This window comes from Limnobacter sp. (assembly GCF_043511195.1).
In the GTDB taxonomy this organism is placed as follows: Bacteria; Pseudomonadota; Gammaproteobacteria; order Burkholderiales; family Burkholderiaceae_B; genus Limnobacter.
Window position 1 is genome coordinate 2,483,791 of the sequence record NZ_CP121330.1, and the last position, 16,025, is coordinate 2,499,815.

Genomic DNA, 16,025 nt, shown 5'->3' on the forward strand with positions numbered 1-16,025 from the left:
TTTATCTCAATGAACTTTCAGTATTTGAATCTTGAAGTAGCAGAACGCGTGGCCACTGTCACAATCAACCGGCCCGACAAGGGCAATGCCTTGGCACCCGACGTGCTTGAAGAAGTAACGGCGATGTTCAACGCGCTGGGTACAAGGCAAGATGTGAACGTGATTGTGTTCACCGGTGGCGAGCGATATTTTTCAGCAGGCTTTGACCTGAACGAAATTCGCAAACTGGAAAAGGTTAACAACGAAGCCTACACTGCCCTGTTTCACCGCGCATACCGTGCAATTTTGTTTTGCGAACAACCCGTGATTTGCGCTGTGGGCGGCGCCGCAATTGCAGGTGGGTTCGACTTGACCATGATGTGCGACATTCGTTACGCATCAACACGCGCCAAGTTCGGGCAGCGTGAAATTGTGCTGTCGCTGACCCCCATCATGGATCCGCTGTGGCGCATCATTGGCATGGGTCGCGCCAAGGAAGTGGCGCTAACTGGTCGCATTTATGATGCGGCTGAAGCCGAGCGCTTGGGCTATGTCAGTAAGGTGTTTCCCGAAGGTGAACTACTAAGCTCGGTTGCGCAAATTGCACGCGACATGGCGCAATACGACCGCGCCTGCTTGGCTGAAACGAAGCGGCTTTCGAATGTGGTGTTGAACCAGGATTTGGACATGTCCATGCGAACTCAAGAATGGCTGTTCAGAAGTTACATCGGTTCAGAAGACAACCACCAGCGCATTGATGCGCTGCAAGCACAATTGGCTGCAGCGCTGAAAGCAAAAAGCTAAATCTGTTTCAACTGTAGCGCGCGTACTCCACGGGGTCGTGCGCACAGAACAGCTCAACTTCATCGCCGCTGCTTTTCACCAACTCACGCAAACGCGCCTGCGTGGCCACGCGCTCTGCAGGCAATGTTTGCACCAGCTTTTCAAAAAATGCCACGCCCGCAGGCATGGGGTCTTCGTGCTTCAATGCCACTTCGCTGCGGTGAAAATAAGCATCGCCACAATGCAGTAGCCACTTACTACCCGACTCGTTGCCCTGCTTCACCGCCACACCCACATGGCCGCGGGTGTGTCCAATCAAGGGCACCATCAGCAAGTCAACACCGGTAACCGGGCGAATGGCTTGAAAGCCATACCAGGTTTCAACTGGTTCTGAATGAATGACCCACTGTGGGCCATGCTCAAACTGCGCTTTTCTGAATCGCATGGAATCGCGCAAACTCGGGTTGATCGCATGCCGGTGTTCTGGCTCAAACACATGCACCTGCGCATCGGGAAAATCGCTCAAACCGCCTGCATGGTCCAAGTCGAGGTGAGTCGGCACAATGTGCTTCACATCACTCGCTTTAAACCCCATGGTCTTGATTTGCTCAATGGCTGTTTCTTCCATTTTCAATCGTGGTGCCAACATGGCCATAAAACCGGTGCCCAAGCGCCTTTTGGGCTCGAGTATATCGCCCGTGCCCACGCCGGTATCCACCAAAACAAGACCCTGCTCGCTTTCAACCAACAAGCAATGGCACACCATGTTCGCCCGTTCAAAAAAACCACCACTGCCGTTGATCAAGCGTTTACAGATCGGGCACATGGTGCCGCAATTCATGTGGTGAATTTTCATCAGTCAGATTCCGTGTGGTTGTGTGTATTCAGTTTAAATTGCAACCCATCCACAATGCCTTAAGCTGTTCAATTCTCCAACTCCTGAACCAACAATTCAGCAAAATAATCACAAGGCGGGCGCTTGGATTTCGAACTTCTGGACAACACCACCTCCACGGGCTGCAACGGTGGCAAGCCCTCCGCTGTACCCAGTCGCACCAGGTGCGAAGGCACGCCACACTGGGCCAAGGGCGCAATTGCAAGGCCAGCGTCTACCATACTCACCAAACCCTGCACGGCCGGGCTTTCGTACGACATGCGATAGGGAATTTTTGCTTGCTGCAAGGCTTTCAGAGCATGGGCACGTGCGGTGCTGCCCTCACCAAACACAGCAAGCGGCAACGGGCGCTCTTTCCAGATATTTTTGTTGCTGGGCGAGCCCGCCCACACCAAGGGTTCCATGCGCAACAATACCCCCGGGCAACCCTTGGTTCGTGTAATCACGGCCAAATCCACTTCATTGTCTTTCAGCATTTGCGCAATGTGCTGGCTGGGTCGGCCCACCACCTGTATTTCCACCCGGGGATAAGTGGCAGAAAATTTCCGCAACACCGGTGGCAGCAAAGACGAAGCATAGTCATCGGGCACACCGATGCTGACACGCCCAGTCAATGCAGGTCGGGTTAATTCTGCAAACGCTTCATCACGCAAAGCCAACATTTGTCGAGCGTAGCCCAGCAAGGTGTGCCCCTCGGCTGTCAACTCAAGGTTTCGGGTGTCGCGCAAAAACAGAGGCTTGCCCAGCAGGCTCTCCAGCCCCTTGATCTGCATGCTGACCGCTGACGGCGAGCGATGTACCAAAGTAGCACCCGCCGCGAAACTGCCCGAGTCAGCTACTGCAACCAACATGGCCAAGGCATCCAGATCGAGTTTTTTCATTTCATCAGTTTTTCTGAATAATTACTTCAATTTAATTCGTTTTACGAAATTTATCCAGCATTCAATAATTCACCTCGCAATTCACTCAACAAGGAATTCTTCAAGTGCAAGACCTGAGTTCACTGTATGCATTTTTAGTGGTGGGCAGTTTGCTGTCCATTACCCCCGGCCCCAACATGATTTACGTGATCTCACGCTCAATAACACAAGGTCGGCGCGCCGGGCTGACTTCGCTGGGCGGCGTCATTGTGGGCTACCTTTTTTACTTGTTTGGTGCTGCATTTGGAATTACTGCCTTTTTTAAAACACAGCCTCATGCTGCGCAAATACTCAGCGCCTGTGGTGCGGTGTACATGGGTTGGCTGGGCTGGAATGCCATTCGCCCCGGCGGTCGTTCACCACTTGAAATTCGCGACCACTTACCGCGCGAACATACAGGCAAACTATTCGCGATGGGTGCCACCACCAGTTTGTTGAACCCAAAACTGGCTCTGATTTTTCTCACTTTGTTGCCGCAATTCATTGATGAAACCCAAGGCGAAGTGTTGCAGCAGTCGCTTTTTTACGGCGGCTTGTTAATCTTCATGTTCGCCTTCGTGAATGCTGGCATGGCCCTGTTCTCGGGCAGCATGGCTGCTTTTCTTGCGCGTAAACCTGGCTGGCTGTTGACTCAGCGTGTGGTGATGGGTGTTACCTTGCTGACCTTGAGCGCAGAGATGGCATTGCAGGCTTTGGGTTGATATGCTGTAGTGTGTTACGGTCAGTTTTACCGAAGGAAGTACCCCATGTCGCAAGCGCCCATGCCACTGTTTCCGTTGGCAACAGTCCTGTATCCACAAGGTGTTTTGAATCTTCAAATCTTCGAGGTGCGCTATCTCGACTTGATGAAAAAATGCCTGCGTGACAACACACCCTTTGGGGTGGTCAGCCTGCTCGATGGCAATGAAGTTCGTCGCCCCGATGAACAAATTCAGTTGGCCAAGTTCGGCACACTGGTCAATATTGAACACCACGAATTCACCACGCCCACATTGATGAATATTTCCACCGTGGGAACACAGCGTTTCAAATTGCTGAATGCCGAACAAGAAAAAAATGGTTTGTGGATGGGCGAGATACAAACCCTGCCCGCTGACTCCGTGGTTGAAATACCCGACTACCTGCAAGGCAGCGCCAATGCCCTGGCCAACCTGATCAACTCAATCGACGAGCAAGGAATTGCCGAGGATCAATTGCCATTTCGCAAACCCTATAAATTGATGGATAGCGGCTGGGTTGCCAACCGTTGGTGCGAACTGCTGCCCCTGGACAAGCCCACCAAACTACAACTGCTGGCTTTGGACAACCCATTGCTGCGGCTTGAGTTGATTGACGACACTTTGGCAGCGCAAGGTTTGCTCAAAAGTTGACCAAACCAGCAATGCGACCTACCATTGCTCCATGCCTACCTTCAAAAAACATGCTGCAGCCGTACTGCTCGCCTTGCTCAACTGCAAGGCACGCTGCCGCGCGCGTGTTTGCCCGCCGGCCGCACATTCTTAAGCCCGGCGATCACCCACCCTACCCAATTCGCGCACACAACACGCATCGCCGGGCACACTTCAAGCGCAACAGCCTGAGAGTTAAACATGAAGAAATTACGCACGCCCGAGCGATTGATGAACGAACTGGATTTGGCTCGCATTTCCAAATTGACTGCTCCATTCCCGCCGGAATTGCTGGAGGCGATTGATGATTCTGAAGTGATCACGCCGCAAGAAATTCCTTCCGATGTGATCACAATGAACAGCCTTTTTACCGTAGTTGAAACAGAAAGTGGACACAGCAACAAACTGATGCTGTGTTACCCCAACGATGCTGAACCTGCGAAAGGCTATATTTCCATACTGTCGCCTGTGGGTGCCAGCTTATTGGGTCGTAAAGCGGGCGCGCTGGCACAATGGGCAACCCCGAGCGGAGAACAGCATTTCGCAGTGGTGAAGGAAATTCTGTTTCAGCCCGAGGCCAGCGGCGATTACACAACTTAAGTTGTTTAAGTGTTGGCTGTGATCACCACCTTGCCCACCACTTTTCTGTCCAACAAATCTTGCAGGGCCTGTGCGCCCTGCGAGAGTGGATACACCTTGGACACCAGTGGCTTCAGTTTGCCTTGTTCGATCAAGGCAAACATTTCACCCAGGTCTTTGATGAAATCGAACAACTGACGATTCACAAAGTCACCCCAAAATACACCCACAATCGCTGCGCCTTTAAGCAAGGGCAAATTCAGTGGAATACTTGGAATTTCACCGTCTGCAAAACCGATCACCAAATAGCGCCCACTCCAGCCAATGCTGCGAAATGCCGGTTCAGCATACTTGCCGCCCACCGGATCAAAAATAACATTCGGACCTTTACCGCCAGTCAATTCTTTCACGCGTTCACGCAAATCGCTGGTGCTGTAATTAATTAATTCATCAGCTCCGTTCTCTTTGCAAATGGCCAGCTTTTCTTCCGTAGAAGCGGCTGCAATCACTTTCGCACCCAAGGCCTTGGCAATTTGAATAGCAGCCAAACCCACGCCACCTGCAGCACCCAACACCAACAGGGTTTCACCTTCTTTTAGTTGTCCACGGGCTTTCAACGCGTGGTAGGAAGTGCCATAGGCCAAGGTGAACGAGGCAGCAGTTTCGAAATCAATGGCCGCAGGCATAGGGATAATCTGCTTGGCTTGCACCAGCACTTTTTCAGCGAAGGCACCGTGTGTGCACATTGCAATCACGCGGTCGCCCACTTTCACGTTCTTTACACCGTCACCCAGTGCAGCCACCACACCAGCCAGTTCTGCGCCCGGCGCAAAGGGCAAGGCAGGCTTGAACTGATACTTGCCCTGGATAATCAAGGCATCGGGAAAATTAACACCAGCGGCTTTCATGTCCACCACCACTTGGCCTGGGCCCGGCTGCGGGTCAGCTGTTTCCTCATGCACCAGCGTGTCGGGCAGTCCCAAAGTTTTACACAGCAATGCTTTCATTGTTTTGTCTCCTTCTTATTTTGGCAGTGTGGGATTTTGTTGCCCCAGAATTTCTTGCATACGGGTTTCAATCACCGGGAACATGTAGCTGTGTGGAATCACATAGAAACGGTTCTCTGAAATTGCATTGAAAGTTTCCACGGCCATGTCATCTGCAGTTAACTGCCCGCTGGCAATTGCCTTGCCAATTCGCTTGTTCAGTTGAGCAGAAAATCCCTCGATTGGCATGGTTTGCGCCACATCACTGGGTCGGTTGCGCTCGGAATTGCCAATGCCTGTCGGTACCCATGCCGGGCACAACAGAGAAACACCCACCGTTGATTGAGTCATTTGAAGCTCAAGGCTCAAGGTTTCACTTAGCGTTACCACACCGTGCTTACTCACGTTGTAAGCCGCCATGCCGGGGTTAGACACCAACCCGGCCACCGAGGCTGTGTTCACAATATGCGCCGCGCCGCCTTGTGCTTGCATGCGGGGAAGAAATTCAGAAATGCCGTGCACCACACTCCACAGGTTCACCTGCAACACCCATTCCCAATCGGCCACGGTGTGTTCCCACGTGGTGCGCGCCAAGGCCACTCCCGCATTATTGAACAGCAAATGCACGGCGTTGAATTTTGAATATGCTGCATCGGCAAGGGATTTTATTTCTGCTGCATGGCGCACATCGATGCGCAACGCCAACACCCGATCAGCCGACAAGTTCAGTTGTTCTGTCGCCGCAAGAAGTGCAGCCTCATCAATGTCGGCCAGCACCACGTTCATGCCCTGTGCTGCCGCATGTTTGGCCAAAGCCAAACCAATGCCACTGGCCGCCCCAGTGATCACGGCGGTTTTGCCGTTGAATTCTTTCATTGTTCACGTCTCCGTTTGCTTTTATTGTTCAGTGTGCCTCTAGCGAGCCAAACCAGATTAGCAGAAGGTGAGATGAATTTGGGCTACTGTGTCGAACTAGAAGCGAACTGCTAATATTGACTACAGATACTTCAGAGAATCATATGACATCAGAAATCAATAGCCAGGAAAGACGTGTCGCAGTGCTTGTGGACTGCGACAACACCACACCGGAAATTCTGGAGTATGCCCTTCGCGTGGTTGCACAATTTGGTCGGGTGGTGGTGCGTCGTGGTTACGGAAATCATTCAACCCTGGCCAACAAGTGGCAAGAGGCCCTGGTTCGCTTGGCATTCACACCCTGTCTGCAATATCAATATGCCTCAGGCAAGAACACTGCAGACATTGCGTTGGCACTGGATGCGGTTGAAATGTTGTTTGATGAACGAGTTGACACTTTTTGCCTGGTGACCAGTGACTCCGACTTTGCCTATTTGTGCAGAAAGCTGAGAGAACGCAGCGCAATGGTTTATATCGTCGGAGAAGAAAAAACACCTGATGCACTGCGCAATGCAACCGATCAGTTTTTCGAATTCCAACCACCAGAGACCACCCCTAGCAAGGATCAGCCTAAGCCAGTTGCCAAGAAGCAAAAACCCAAAATGCTCAAGTCAGCCGTGGCTTTGTTGGTGACGGACTCCCCAGAAGGATGGGTAGGTTTGGGTGCGCTCGGCAATTACTTGCGTCGTAGCGATCCGGGCTTTACACCGAAAAAATTTGGTCATTCCGGATTACTCGAAATGGTAAAGACTTTTCCGGATTTAATAACCAAATACGAGGGCGGAACGCATTGGGTGACGCTCAGAGAATCCAATGAGAACAACAACGACAAATAAATTTATATGCACCAATCAAGCTCGCAAATGCTTAGGCTGATCCTTAGCACACTGCTGATATTTTTTGCGCTGAACACATCAACATGGGCAGCATGCACCTACGCCACCATTGCCAACCCCCACCCCGATGGAATTGGCAAATCGTATTGCGACCGTCAAATTTCAAAAGTAATGGGTTGGCAAGGTGCGCCCTGGCTTGAGCGCCCGCAACGCCTTGAAGAAGAGCGCACCGATTTGCTGATCCAGAAATTGAATTTAAAACCCGGCATGGTGGTAGGCGACATTGGCGCGGGCACAGGGCACATTGCCCAAATGATCGCCGACAAAATTGCACCGAACGGTGTGGTTTGGGCAGTTGATATTCAGCCGCAAATGATCAAAATTCTGCAAAAGAAGGCAGATGGTTTACCCAAAGGCCGCATGCAAATTCGACAATCGGGCGAGAAAAACTTGAACCTGCCCGACAGAATACTGGATGTGGCGATTATGGTCGATGTGTATCACGAGCTTGAATACCCGCGTGAAACGCTTCAATCGCTGATGAAGGCTGTAAAAAAAGGCGGAAAAATTGTGTTTGTAGAATACAGGGCCTTTGACCCCGATGTGCCGATCAAAGCGCTGCACACCATGAGCGTGGCGCAGGTTCAAAAAGAAGCGGAAAACCTGGGGCTGAAATACGACAAAGCCGAAAGTCTGAGCTGGCAGAACATGATTACGTTCATCAATCCGTAATTGAGTCGTAATCCCAGCGCAACACGCCCTGCCCTGCAGCCATTCCGGTTGCAAAACAGGCAGTGAGCAAATAACCGCCAGTGGGTGCTTCCCAGTCCAGCATTTCACCTGCCACAAATGTACCCGGCTTGTTCGTCAGCATGTAATTGCTGTCCATGCCTTCAAAACACACGCCACCTGCTGTGCTAATTGCCTCGTCGATGGGGCGTGTTGCGTGAACAGTAATCGGCAGGGCCTTGATGGTTGAAACCAGTTTGTCAGAATTCTTGAAATCATCTTTACCCAACACTTCATGCAACAGGGCCAACTTCACGCCTGCAATTCCCAATTTACTCTTGAAGTAGCTGGACATGGACTGACTGCTGCGAGCCAAACCCGCCACGTCAGTTCGAACCCGTTCAACACTGCGCCCCGGCAACAAATCGAGCGTGAAAGTTGCGCTGCCCTGCGCATTCAACCGTTGGCGAATTTCACGCGAAAAAGCGTAAATCAAGCTGCCCTCAACACCGTACTGGCCAATCACCATTTCACCTGGCCGCTCGGTTTCCAGACCTTGCAAGTTGGTAAATTTCAAAGCCACCGATTTAAGTGGTGCGCCTGCAAATTTCTCGCGAAGGTAATCGCTCCACTTCACCTCAAAACCGCAATTCGCGCTTTCAAGTTCAGCCACGCCAACACCAGCGCCACGCAAGAGGGGCACCCACGCACCATCGGAACCGAGCTTGGGCCAGCTTGCACCGCCCAGCGCCAGTATTGTGGCCGTGGGTGAACATTCAACTGAACCATTCGGCGTAGAAAATTGCAATTGACCCTGCGCGCCCCAACCTTGCCACCGGTGGCGCACATGCATGCGCACACCCTTGCTTCGCAATCGATGCAACCAGGCACGCAACAAAGGGGCTGCTTTCATTTCCTTCGGGAACACCCGGCCTGAGGTACCCACAAAAGTTTCAATACCCAAACCATGCACCCATTCGCACAATTGCTCCGGTGTCATCAAATCAAGTGTGGCTTGTAAATGCGGTTGCCGGTCTGCATAGCGGGCACAAAACTTTGTGTACTCTTCGCTGTGCGTAATGTTGAGCCCACCAATGCCAGCCAACAAAAACTTGCGTCCAAACGAAGGCATGGCATCAAACACATCCACCTGCACGCCCGCATTGCTGAGCACCTCCGCGGCCATCAAGCCCGCAGGACCGCCGCCAACAATGGCCACTGATTTATTCAAGGTGTCAGGCATGCAGTGATAGGCTTAATTTGAAGTTTAATTGCGAAGTGGTTTGAGCAAGTGGCTTAAACCGTTGTGGTCAATTTCCTGCATCAAGGCAAGCAAACGACCAATTTCACCTTTCGGAAAGCCCTCACGGGCAAACCAGTTCAGGTAATTGCCGGGCAGGTCTGCAAGCAACTTGCCCTGGTGCTTACCAAAAGGCATTTTCATGGTCACAAGCTTTTGTAGATCGTCTGGATTCATTTAAAAATTATAAAGCATGAAACCCGCCGCCCAGCAAGGTTTACCCTTGCGCGTTAAATCTGTACCCGCGTACCCAACTCCACCACCGCATTCGAGGGCAATCTGAAAAAATCCACTACGCCACCCGCATTGCGGCTCATGGTGGCGAACAATTGCTCGCGCCACTTCGCCATGCCCGACCCCGCCGTGGGCACCACAGTTTCGCGGCTTAAAAAGTAAGTGGTTTCGAACAGAGAAACTTTAAGGCCAACCTCGTCAGTCAACTCCAAAGCCTTGGGAATGTCAGGCGTGTTCATAAAGCCATAGCGCACCGTCACTTGCCAAAACCCGCGGCTTAGCGACTTCACCTCAACGCGGTTCAAATTGCCAACCCACGGCACACTTTCAAACACCACCGTCAATATTACATTCGATGCATGCAGCACCTGGTTGTGTTTCAAGTTGTGCAGCAAAGCCATGGGTACTTTGTCAGGGTCAGCCACCGGGTACACTGCAGTGCGGTAAGCACGGTTAATTTGATCCACATTCAGCGTGGGCAAAAAATCGTTCAAATCAATACCGTCTTTCTGAATGCTTTTCATCAGCAACTTGCGGCCACGCCACCAGGTAGACATGGCTACAAACAAGGCCAAGCCCAACACGATCGGAAACCAGCCGCCATCCAGCAATTTGAATGCGCAGCTAACCACCAGCAGTATGTCGATCAGAATGAAGAAGATGGTGGCCCCCACCGACAACCATGCAGGCAGGCCCCAGCTGTGACGAATCACAAAGTAGGTCAGCGTGGTGGTAATCAACATGGTCAGGGTCACGGCAATGCCATATGCGCCCGCCAGGTTGGAAGAATTCTGGAACATCAACACCGCCAGCAAAACACCCGCCAACAACAACCAGTTTACGGCGGGCATGTAAATTTGGCCCGACTCTTTGGCGGAGGTGTACTGAATTTTCATGCGCGGTAAAAAGCCCAGCTGAATGGCTTGCTTGCTCATGGAATACGCACCAGAAATAACCGCCTGCGATGCGATAATGGCGGCCATGGTGGCCAAGGCCAATGCAGGAATTACCATGGTTTCGGGGAACGAACGATAGAATGGATTTTCAATGGCGCTGGGGTCTGCAATCAACAAAGCCCCCTGCCCCAGGTAATTCAAAGCAAGGCTTGGAAAAACAAAGAATGTCCATGCTAGCCGAATTGGTTTTTTCCCGAAGTGTCCCATGTCGGCATATAGCGCTTCTGCGCCGGTTAATGCCAACACAATTGCGCCAAATGCAGCAAACAAACCCCATCCTCTGTCGAGCACAAATTGAACGGCATGCACCGGGTTCAGTGCGTATAAAATTTTGGGTGCACTGGCAATATTGACAATGCCCACCACGCCCAAGGTAATAAACCACACAACAATAACAGGGCCAAAAAACTTGCCCACCACCGAAGTACCGTGGCGTTGAACAGCAAACAGCCCAATCAGGATCAATACACTAAGCGGAATAATGTAGGGCGTTAAGGTGGGCGTAATCAGCGTCAGCCCTTCCATGGCACCTAGCACTGAAATGGCTGGTGTAATTACGCTGTCGCCATAAAAAAGCGTGGCACCAAACACACCCACTAATAACAAAACAGTTTTCAATCCGGGATTTTTTCGCACCGCTTCCGAAGCCAAGGCTGTCAACGCCAAGCCACCGCCTTCACCATTGTTGTCAGCCTTCAAAATCAGGATCACATACTTCAAAGTGACCACCAACATCAAGGCCCAAAAAATGACCGAAATGGCGCCAGTTAGATTCTCTGGATTCAATGGCACGCCACTGTTCTCGCCAAACACTTCCTTAACTGTGTACAGCGGGCTGGTCCCAATGTCGCCGTACACAACGCCGATGGCACCCAAGGTAAGTGCGGCCAGACCAGCTTTGGTTTTGTCTTTTGATTCGGGTTTGTTCATGTTTGCAACGCATCTGCAGTGTGAAAACAGCCTGCATCATGCGCTGCAACATATAAGGAAGTTATAAGGAAACTTATTCGCTGGCTAACATACGATAGCCAACACCGGTTTCCGTCAAAATAAAGTGTGGGTCTGCGGGGTTGTTCTCAATTTTCGCGCGCAACTGGCCAACATACAAGCGGGTGTATTGGGTGTGCTCAAGGTACTCCGCACCCCACACATCAGCCAACAATTGCCGATGGCTTACGGCCTGCCCGGCACTTCGCACCAGGCGAGCCAGTAACTCATACTCGGTGGGCGTTAATTTGATTTCAGCGCCTTGCAGGGTAATTTCACGCTTCACCAGGTCAATGTTCAAACCATCACGCTGATACATCAAAGTGGCTGGCTGCGCCAAATTGCCACGGTGGCGCAAGGCCACACGGATGCGTGCCAATAACTCGCCTACGTTAAAGGGCTTCACCAGGTAGTCGTCAGCCCCGGCATCCAGTAATTCAATTTTGCTGTCTTCATGCGGGCGCGCTGAAATCACAATCACTGGTGCACTGCCTGCCCGGCGGGCCAGTTGTAGAAAGCTTTTGCCATCGCCATCGGGCAAACCCAAATCAAGCAAATACAAATCAAAAGCCTGCCCGTCGGGCTGATTGGCCAACAAGGCCTTGGCTTCAGACAAACTGGCCGCCGTGGCCACTGAATGCCCTTCCGTGCTCAAGGTGTTGCGCAGCGCCCTGCCAAGCTCCCGGTCGTCTTCAATTAACAAAATACGAATGCTCATGCGCGTTGTTCCTGCACAGCGGCCAGAGGCAAGGCAAAAGTGACCAACACGCCTTGCCCTGAATTTGTTGACGAGGAAAAATTCAAACGGCCCGAATGAACTTGCGCCACGGCATGGCAAAGCTGCAAGCCAATGCCCAAACCCCGGAATTCATCACCCTGCAATTTATGTTGACCCTGCATGCCCTGGCCACGGTCTGCCAATTGAAACACCACCTCATTCTGCTGTTGCAACACAAGCAGTTCAACTGAACCGGGTGCGCCCGAATGTTTCATGGCATTGTCAATCAAATTGTCCAACACCTGCTCCACCAGCACCATATTGCAATTCACCAAGGGCAAGCCAGCATCAACTTTCACGGTGGGCAAATACAGGGTCTTGCGTTTTCTCAGGCGCTGCAACACGGCCGCTACCATGTCCTCAACCGATTCCAGTTGCATGGGCACCTGCACCTGTTCACCACTAAGCCGCGCCAAAGTCAGCGTGTTGTCGGTAAGGCGCGCCACCTGCTGTGATTCCTCTTGAATCAACTCAGCATAATGCCGAATTTCATCTTTGCTCAAACGGTCAGTTTGTTCCAGTATCGCCGAGGCGGAAGTCATGATACTGGCCAGCGGTGTGCGCTGATCGTGGGCAATCGATGTTAAAAACAAGCTGCGGGTTTTCTGGGTTTGTGCCGATTCACGTGCACTTTGGGCGCGCAACACATTGTCTCGGCGCTCGCAGGCAAGGCCCATTTGATCCAACAGTGCCTGTGCGTCCCGCACCCACAAGGTCTCGTTAAAATCAATATCACCACCCACACACACGCACACACCATAGGCTTTCGATTTTCCACGCATGGGCAGGTAAAGGTCTTCAAGGTTGTCGTAACGCCCAGTGCTTTTCCCCAGCGCCTTGTTCTCTTTCAGGCAGGCATTGAACGCTTTGATTTGTGCAGCATTCAGTGAATCAACCTCCGTAGCAGTAAACTCCACAACCACTTGTGCACAACCCTCGGCCATGCCAAACAACAACTGCTGTAAATCTGAAAGAAGCTGTTCCGGCTTGTCGACCTCTCGCAGCGTTTCACTCCATTGCATCAGCTGCAAGGTGCGCTGCGCCTGTTGCCGTTCAAGCGCCGCAATTTGCTTTTGCCGTCGCAACAAATAGGTGATTAGCCACGACACGCCCATCATTGTGATCAGCAAAATGCCATGCTCGTGAAGGTCAACATGAAATGTGTGCACGGGGGGCACCATTTGGTAGTTGAACATGAGCACCGCAAGCGCGCTGAGTGCCAGCGAAAGCGCCAAAGGCAATAAAAGGGAATAGATGGAGGACACCAGAATGAGCACCACGGGCGCATTGGAAATCGTAACCCAGTCGTGCGGGTAGGCAAGCACCAACATCAGGGTGGCCCACAGGGCAATGCCCCACATTCCGAATATCAAAGAGTTAAGTCGCATTTGCCCAGTTTATACCGGCACATGCTTCCGAAAATCAAGTGATCATTTAAAACGGATTGCTTCCACAACGGAAAAAATAGGGCAACGAATCAATCGGCGCAGGGACCGTCACATCTCGCGGCCCTTCGTACTGCACACCGGTATCCACATGCTTCCAGCAACCTTTTGGCAAATAAACGTCGCGGGTGCTAGCACCTTGCTCTACCACCGGGGCCACTAACACATCCGGTCCCAACATCCATTGCTGGTCTTCCTGCCGGGCGCGTTCATCCTTAGGGTACTCCACCCACAAACCCCTCACAGGCGGTACACCCGTGGTTTGTGCCTCTTGCCACAGTTTGATGATCAGTGGTGCCGCTTTCAAATGCAGCTCGGCCGCCTTGCGCCAGTGTTGCAAAGTTTCTTCGCCATAAAACCAGGGCATGCGCACGCCGTTGCTGGAAGAATTGTGCACCCTGAACACAGGCGACAAAGCCGCCCAGAATGACCAGCGTGTATAAAGCTCTGCGCTGGCCGGGCCTGTGTGAAAGTCAAAGTAGCCACCAATGTCGGTGTTGTAGCCGTACGAGCCTGTCGCACCACGACTCAACATGTCTGTGGTCAATGAGGCGATGCCCGAGGCGCGCGACCAGTCGCTGGTTTCATCACCGGGAAAATTCGATGACTCAAACCCCGAACTACCCTGCCGCCCCGAATACCCGGCGCGGGTCCAGAAAAAAATGTGTCGCCCGGTTTTACTTTCAATGTCATCGATGATTTTTCGCGTGGTTTGGTGAAACACGGTCGGGTAATGGTTGTGCATGGTCGCGCCGGTACTGCCGTCAAAAAAATGCATGTCCAGCGCAATGTGTTCGCCAAAATCCTGCATAAACCCGTCGGCCCCAAGCTCTTCCAGCATCTCTCGAATGCGACCTTCCCACCAAGCAACCGCCTCAGGGTTGGTGAAGTCGATTGCTGCACCCAGCCCGCCAAAGGGCGTGCCAAACAGGTAGGGCAAACCGGCAGCATCATTCACCACATAACCTTCTTGCAAAGCTTCAGTGAAGGTTTCAGGCCGCTCGGTGTTGGCCACATCAAGCCCTACATAATTTCGAATGTACAAATACGCGCGTATGTTTCTGTCGTGCAAAGCCTTGATGACTGTTTTGCTGGTCTCGCGTGGCAAAATTTCCCAACCTTCAAACACATAACCTTTCACAGGCAATTTGAAAGCATCTATCTGCGCAATGTCGTCCCAAATTTTTGCCTCGTAACTGGTGGCGTCATCCGCCTCAGCAGACAGCACCCGCACTGCACGTGACAGGGTTGGACCAAGGTCAGCTTGCATCGGCACTCGGTGGCGTCCCTGCAAACCCGCCAAACCTTGCAATGCTTTTTTCTCGGTACCGGGTACCAGCAGGTAAATCATCTCGCTGCCCGACACATTCACCTGCCATGCATCAGTATTTGATGCGCCCAGGTCGTAGCGTGAAGGCCGAGTACTGTCCAGCATGAAGCCATATCCGCCCGTGGACGCAAATGCTGTGGAAATGTAGTACGCCGCATCAGGCCCGGAAGGGAACATATAGCCCTCACCCTGCCCGGAAGCCAAATTGGCCACAGGTGCCAAGGGGCCTGCACCAATATTTTGTGCCTGAATAAAATTGGTGAGCAAGTTGCCGCGCTGGTTAACCGCATTGTGCCGCCCACCAAAACCGTAAAACGATTCCTCTTGCTGCAATACAAAACTGTCAGCCACCATTACCACACCCGAAGCTGGCTTCACTGCCATGCGCACTTCAAAACTGTTGTTGTCTGCAGGCGCTATTTCCACATCAATCACACGCCCGGTCGGGTCGTTGGTGGCAATTGTCAATGCCACACCGGTTGCGGTTTTGTTGGCCTCCAACACTTCGGTGCCATGGTACTGCAAGCCCACCAAGGCCTGTGTCAGGTAATTGCCCACCCATGGCGTGGCCCGCAATTGGGGCACAATTTCAGCGCCCACCATGTAACTAAAAGGCGCATTCAACAACATGCGCGGAAGGTAGTCGCTGCCCAACGGTTCATCCACAGCAAAGCCCGGTTCAAACACACCACCACTGCTACTTACCTGCTCAAGCACCAACTCGTCGGCTGCATTAAAAAAACGAATCCTCAACGGGTTTTTCAACACTTCCACCCTGCCATTGGCATTGCGCAAGGCGATGGTTTGCTCGCCCATCTCCACCTGCGCAGCTTGTACGGCGCTGGGGGACGTGCGTACAGCATTGGCCGCCGTTGTGCTGTCGCTGCTGCCCAAACAGCCATTGAGCAGGCCTGCTGTTGCAACCATCAACAAAGGCAATGCAAAGTGGATACTGCGTGTAAACAAAGTGTTCATGCCCATCTCT

Annotated in this window: 16 protein-coding genes; 6 read left to right on the forward strand and 10 right to left on the reverse strand. The window is 52.2% G+C overall.

The window, feature by feature from the left end; genetic code table 11:
• Window positions 1-9: 9 nt before the first annotated feature.
• Window positions 10-783 (forward strand): enoyl-CoA hydratase/isomerase family protein, encoded by a 774-nt coding sequence (locus tag P0D43_RS11835; RefSeq protein ID WP_394672503.1) that lies wholly within the window; start codon window positions 10-12, stop codon window positions 781-783.
• 7 nt (window positions 784-790) lie between these two features.
• On the opposite strand, the gene P0D43_RS11840 is transcribed toward P0D43_RS11835, so the two are convergent.
• Both P0D43_RS11840 and P0D43_RS11845 read right to left on the reverse strand, forming a co-directional pair.
• The gene (locus P0D43_RS11840) at window positions 791-1,618 is read right to left on the reverse strand and encodes an MBL fold metallo-hydrolase (protein WP_394672504.1); all 828 of its coding nucleotides are present in this window, start codon (window positions 1,616-1,618) and stop codon (window positions 791-793) included.
• A 68-nt stretch (window positions 1,619-1,686) separates the two neighbouring features.
• Window positions 1,687-2,538, reverse strand: a complete 852-nt coding sequence (locus P0D43_RS11845; RefSeq protein ID WP_394672505.1) for a LysR substrate-binding domain-containing protein — start codon at window positions 2,536-2,538, stop codon at window positions 1,687-1,689.
• 104 nt (window positions 2,539-2,642) lie between these two features.
• Between P0D43_RS11845 and P0D43_RS11850 the strand changes: the two genes are divergently transcribed.
• From P0D43_RS11850 to P0D43_RS11860, 3 genes are all read left to right on the forward strand, one after another.
• Window positions 2,643-3,278 (forward strand): LysE family translocator, encoded by a 636-nt coding sequence (locus P0D43_RS11850; RefSeq protein ID WP_394672506.1) that lies wholly within the window; start codon window positions 2,643-2,645, stop codon window positions 3,276-3,278.
• 45 nt (window positions 3,279-3,323) lie between these two features.
• Complete coding sequence (locus tag P0D43_RS11855) at window positions 3,324-3,947, forward strand: LON peptidase substrate-binding domain-containing protein (RefSeq protein ID WP_341237968.1); 624 nt, start codon at window positions 3,324-3,326, stop codon at window positions 3,945-3,947.
• Between the two features lie 219 nt (window positions 3,948-4,166).
• Window positions 4,167-4,565 (forward strand): GreA/GreB family elongation factor, encoded by a 399-nt coding sequence (locus tag P0D43_RS11860; RefSeq protein ID WP_394672507.1) that lies wholly within the window; start codon window positions 4,167-4,169, stop codon window positions 4,563-4,565.
• Between the two features lie 5 nt (window positions 4,566-4,570).
• Here P0D43_RS11860 and P0D43_RS11865 read toward each other — a convergent pair whose 3' ends face one another.
• Entirely contained in the window at window positions 4,571-5,551 is a 981-nt protein-coding gene (locus P0D43_RS11865; protein ID WP_159570812.1) for an NADPH:quinone oxidoreductase family protein, read from the reverse strand.
• A 15-nt stretch (window positions 5,552-5,566) separates the two neighbouring features.
• The gene (locus P0D43_RS11870) at window positions 5,567-6,406 is read right to left on the reverse strand and encodes an SDR family NAD(P)-dependent oxidoreductase (RefSeq protein WP_341237970.1); all 840 of its coding nucleotides are present in this window, start codon (window positions 6,404-6,406) and stop codon (window positions 5,567-5,569) included.
• A gap of 143 nt (window positions 6,407-6,549) precedes the next feature.
• Between P0D43_RS11870 and P0D43_RS11875 the strand changes: the two genes are divergently transcribed.
• Together P0D43_RS11875 and P0D43_RS11880 are read left to right on the forward strand one after the other, a co-directional pair.
• Window positions 6,550-7,281: an NYN domain-containing protein gene (locus P0D43_RS11875; RefSeq protein ID WP_394672508.1), complete on the forward strand. Its 732-nt coding sequence runs from the start codon at window positions 6,550-6,552 to the stop codon at window positions 7,279-7,281.
• Window positions 7,282-7,308: 27 nt separating this feature from the next.
• Window positions 7,309-8,013, forward strand: a complete 705-nt coding sequence (locus tag P0D43_RS11880; RefSeq protein WP_394672509.1) for a class I SAM-dependent methyltransferase — start codon at window positions 7,309-7,311, stop codon at window positions 8,011-8,013.
• Here the strand turns inward: P0D43_RS11880 and P0D43_RS11885 are convergent.
• The 6 genes from P0D43_RS11885 to P0D43_RS11910 form a co-directional block, all read right to left on the reverse strand.
• Window positions 8,003-9,253: a TIGR03862 family flavoprotein gene (locus tag P0D43_RS11885; protein ID WP_394672510.1), complete on the reverse strand. Its 1,251-nt coding sequence runs from the start codon at window positions 9,251-9,253 to the stop codon at window positions 8,003-8,005. The genes P0D43_RS11880 and P0D43_RS11885 overlap by 11 nt on opposite strands.
• Window positions 9,254-9,277: 24 nt before the next feature.
• Entirely contained in the window at window positions 9,278-9,487 is a 210-nt protein-coding gene (locus tag P0D43_RS11890) for a DUF3820 family protein (RefSeq protein WP_138518445.1), read from the reverse strand.
• A gap of 53 nt (window positions 9,488-9,540) precedes the next feature.
• Window positions 9,541-11,430: a potassium transporter Kup gene (locus tag P0D43_RS11895; protein ID WP_341237999.1), complete on the reverse strand. Its 1,890-nt coding sequence runs from the start codon at window positions 11,428-11,430 to the stop codon at window positions 9,541-9,543.
• Between the two features lie 73 nt (window positions 11,431-11,503).
• On the reverse strand, window positions 11,504-12,205 hold the full coding sequence (locus tag P0D43_RS11900; protein ID WP_394672511.1) for a response regulator: 702 nt from the start codon (window positions 12,203-12,205) through the stop codon (window positions 11,504-11,506).
• Entirely contained in the window at window positions 12,202-13,653 is a 1,452-nt protein-coding gene (locus P0D43_RS11905) for an ATP-binding protein (RefSeq protein ID WP_394672512.1), read from the reverse strand. Before P0D43_RS11905 ends, P0D43_RS11900 begins: the two co-directional genes overlap by 4 nt.
• Before the next feature lie 46 nt (window positions 13,654-13,699).
• Entirely contained in the window at window positions 13,700-16,015 is a 2,316-nt protein-coding gene (locus tag P0D43_RS11910) for a TIM-barrel domain-containing protein (protein ID WP_394672513.1), read from the reverse strand.
• Window positions 16,016-16,025 lie beyond the last annotated feature (10 nt).

Coding starts and splice junctions, on each gene's coding strand:
- P0D43_RS11870 (WP_341237970.1), bottom strand. CDS start 6,406: ATGAAAGAATTCAACGGCAAAACCGCCGTGATCACTGGGGCGGCCAGT.
- P0D43_RS11885 (WP_394672510.1), bottom strand. CDS start 9,253: ATGCCTGACACCTTGAATAAATCAGTGGCCATTGTTGGCGGCGGTCCT.
- P0D43_RS11865 (WP_159570812.1), bottom strand. CDS start 5,551: ATGAAAGCATTGCTGTGTAAAACTTTGGGACTGCCCGACACGCTGGTG.
- P0D43_RS11900 (WP_394672511.1), bottom strand. CDS start 12,205: ATGAGCATTCGTATTTTGTTAATTGAAGACGACCGGGAGCTTGGCAGG.
- P0D43_RS11890 (WP_138518445.1), bottom strand. CDS start 9,487: ATGAATCCAGACGATCTACAAAAGCTTGTGACCATGAAAATGCCTTTT.
- P0D43_RS11895 (WP_341237999.1), bottom strand. CDS start 11,430: ATGAACAAACCCGAATCAAAAGACAAAACCAAAGCTGGTCTGGCCGCA.
- P0D43_RS11835 (WP_394672503.1), top strand. CDS start 10: ATGAACTTTCAGTATTTGAATCTTGAAGTAGCAGAACGCGTGGCCACT.
- P0D43_RS11875 (WP_394672508.1), top strand. CDS start 6,550: ATGACATCAGAAATCAATAGCCAGGAAAGACGTGTCGCAGTGCTTGTG.
- P0D43_RS11855 (WP_341237968.1), top strand. CDS start 3,324: ATGTCGCAAGCGCCCATGCCACTGTTTCCGTTGGCAACAGTCCTGTAT.
- P0D43_RS11860 (WP_394672507.1), top strand. CDS start 4,167: ATGAAGAAATTACGCACGCCCGAGCGATTGATGAACGAACTGGATTTG.
- P0D43_RS11845 (WP_394672505.1), bottom strand. CDS start 2,538: ATGAAAAAACTCGATCTGGATGCCTTGGCCATGTTGGTTGCAGTAGCT.
- P0D43_RS11905 (WP_394672512.1), bottom strand. CDS start 13,653: ATGCGACTTAACTCTTTGATATTCGGAATGTGGGGCATTGCCCTGTGG.
- P0D43_RS11880 (WP_394672509.1), top strand. CDS start 7,309: ATGCTTAGGCTGATCCTTAGCACACTGCTGATATTTTTTGCGCTGAAC.
- P0D43_RS11840 (WP_394672504.1), bottom strand. CDS start 1,618: ATGAAAATTCACCACATGAATTGCGGCACCATGTGCCCGATCTGTAAA.
- P0D43_RS11910 (WP_394672513.1), bottom strand. CDS start 16,015: ATGAACACTTTGTTTACACGCAGTATCCACTTTGCATTGCCTTTGTTG.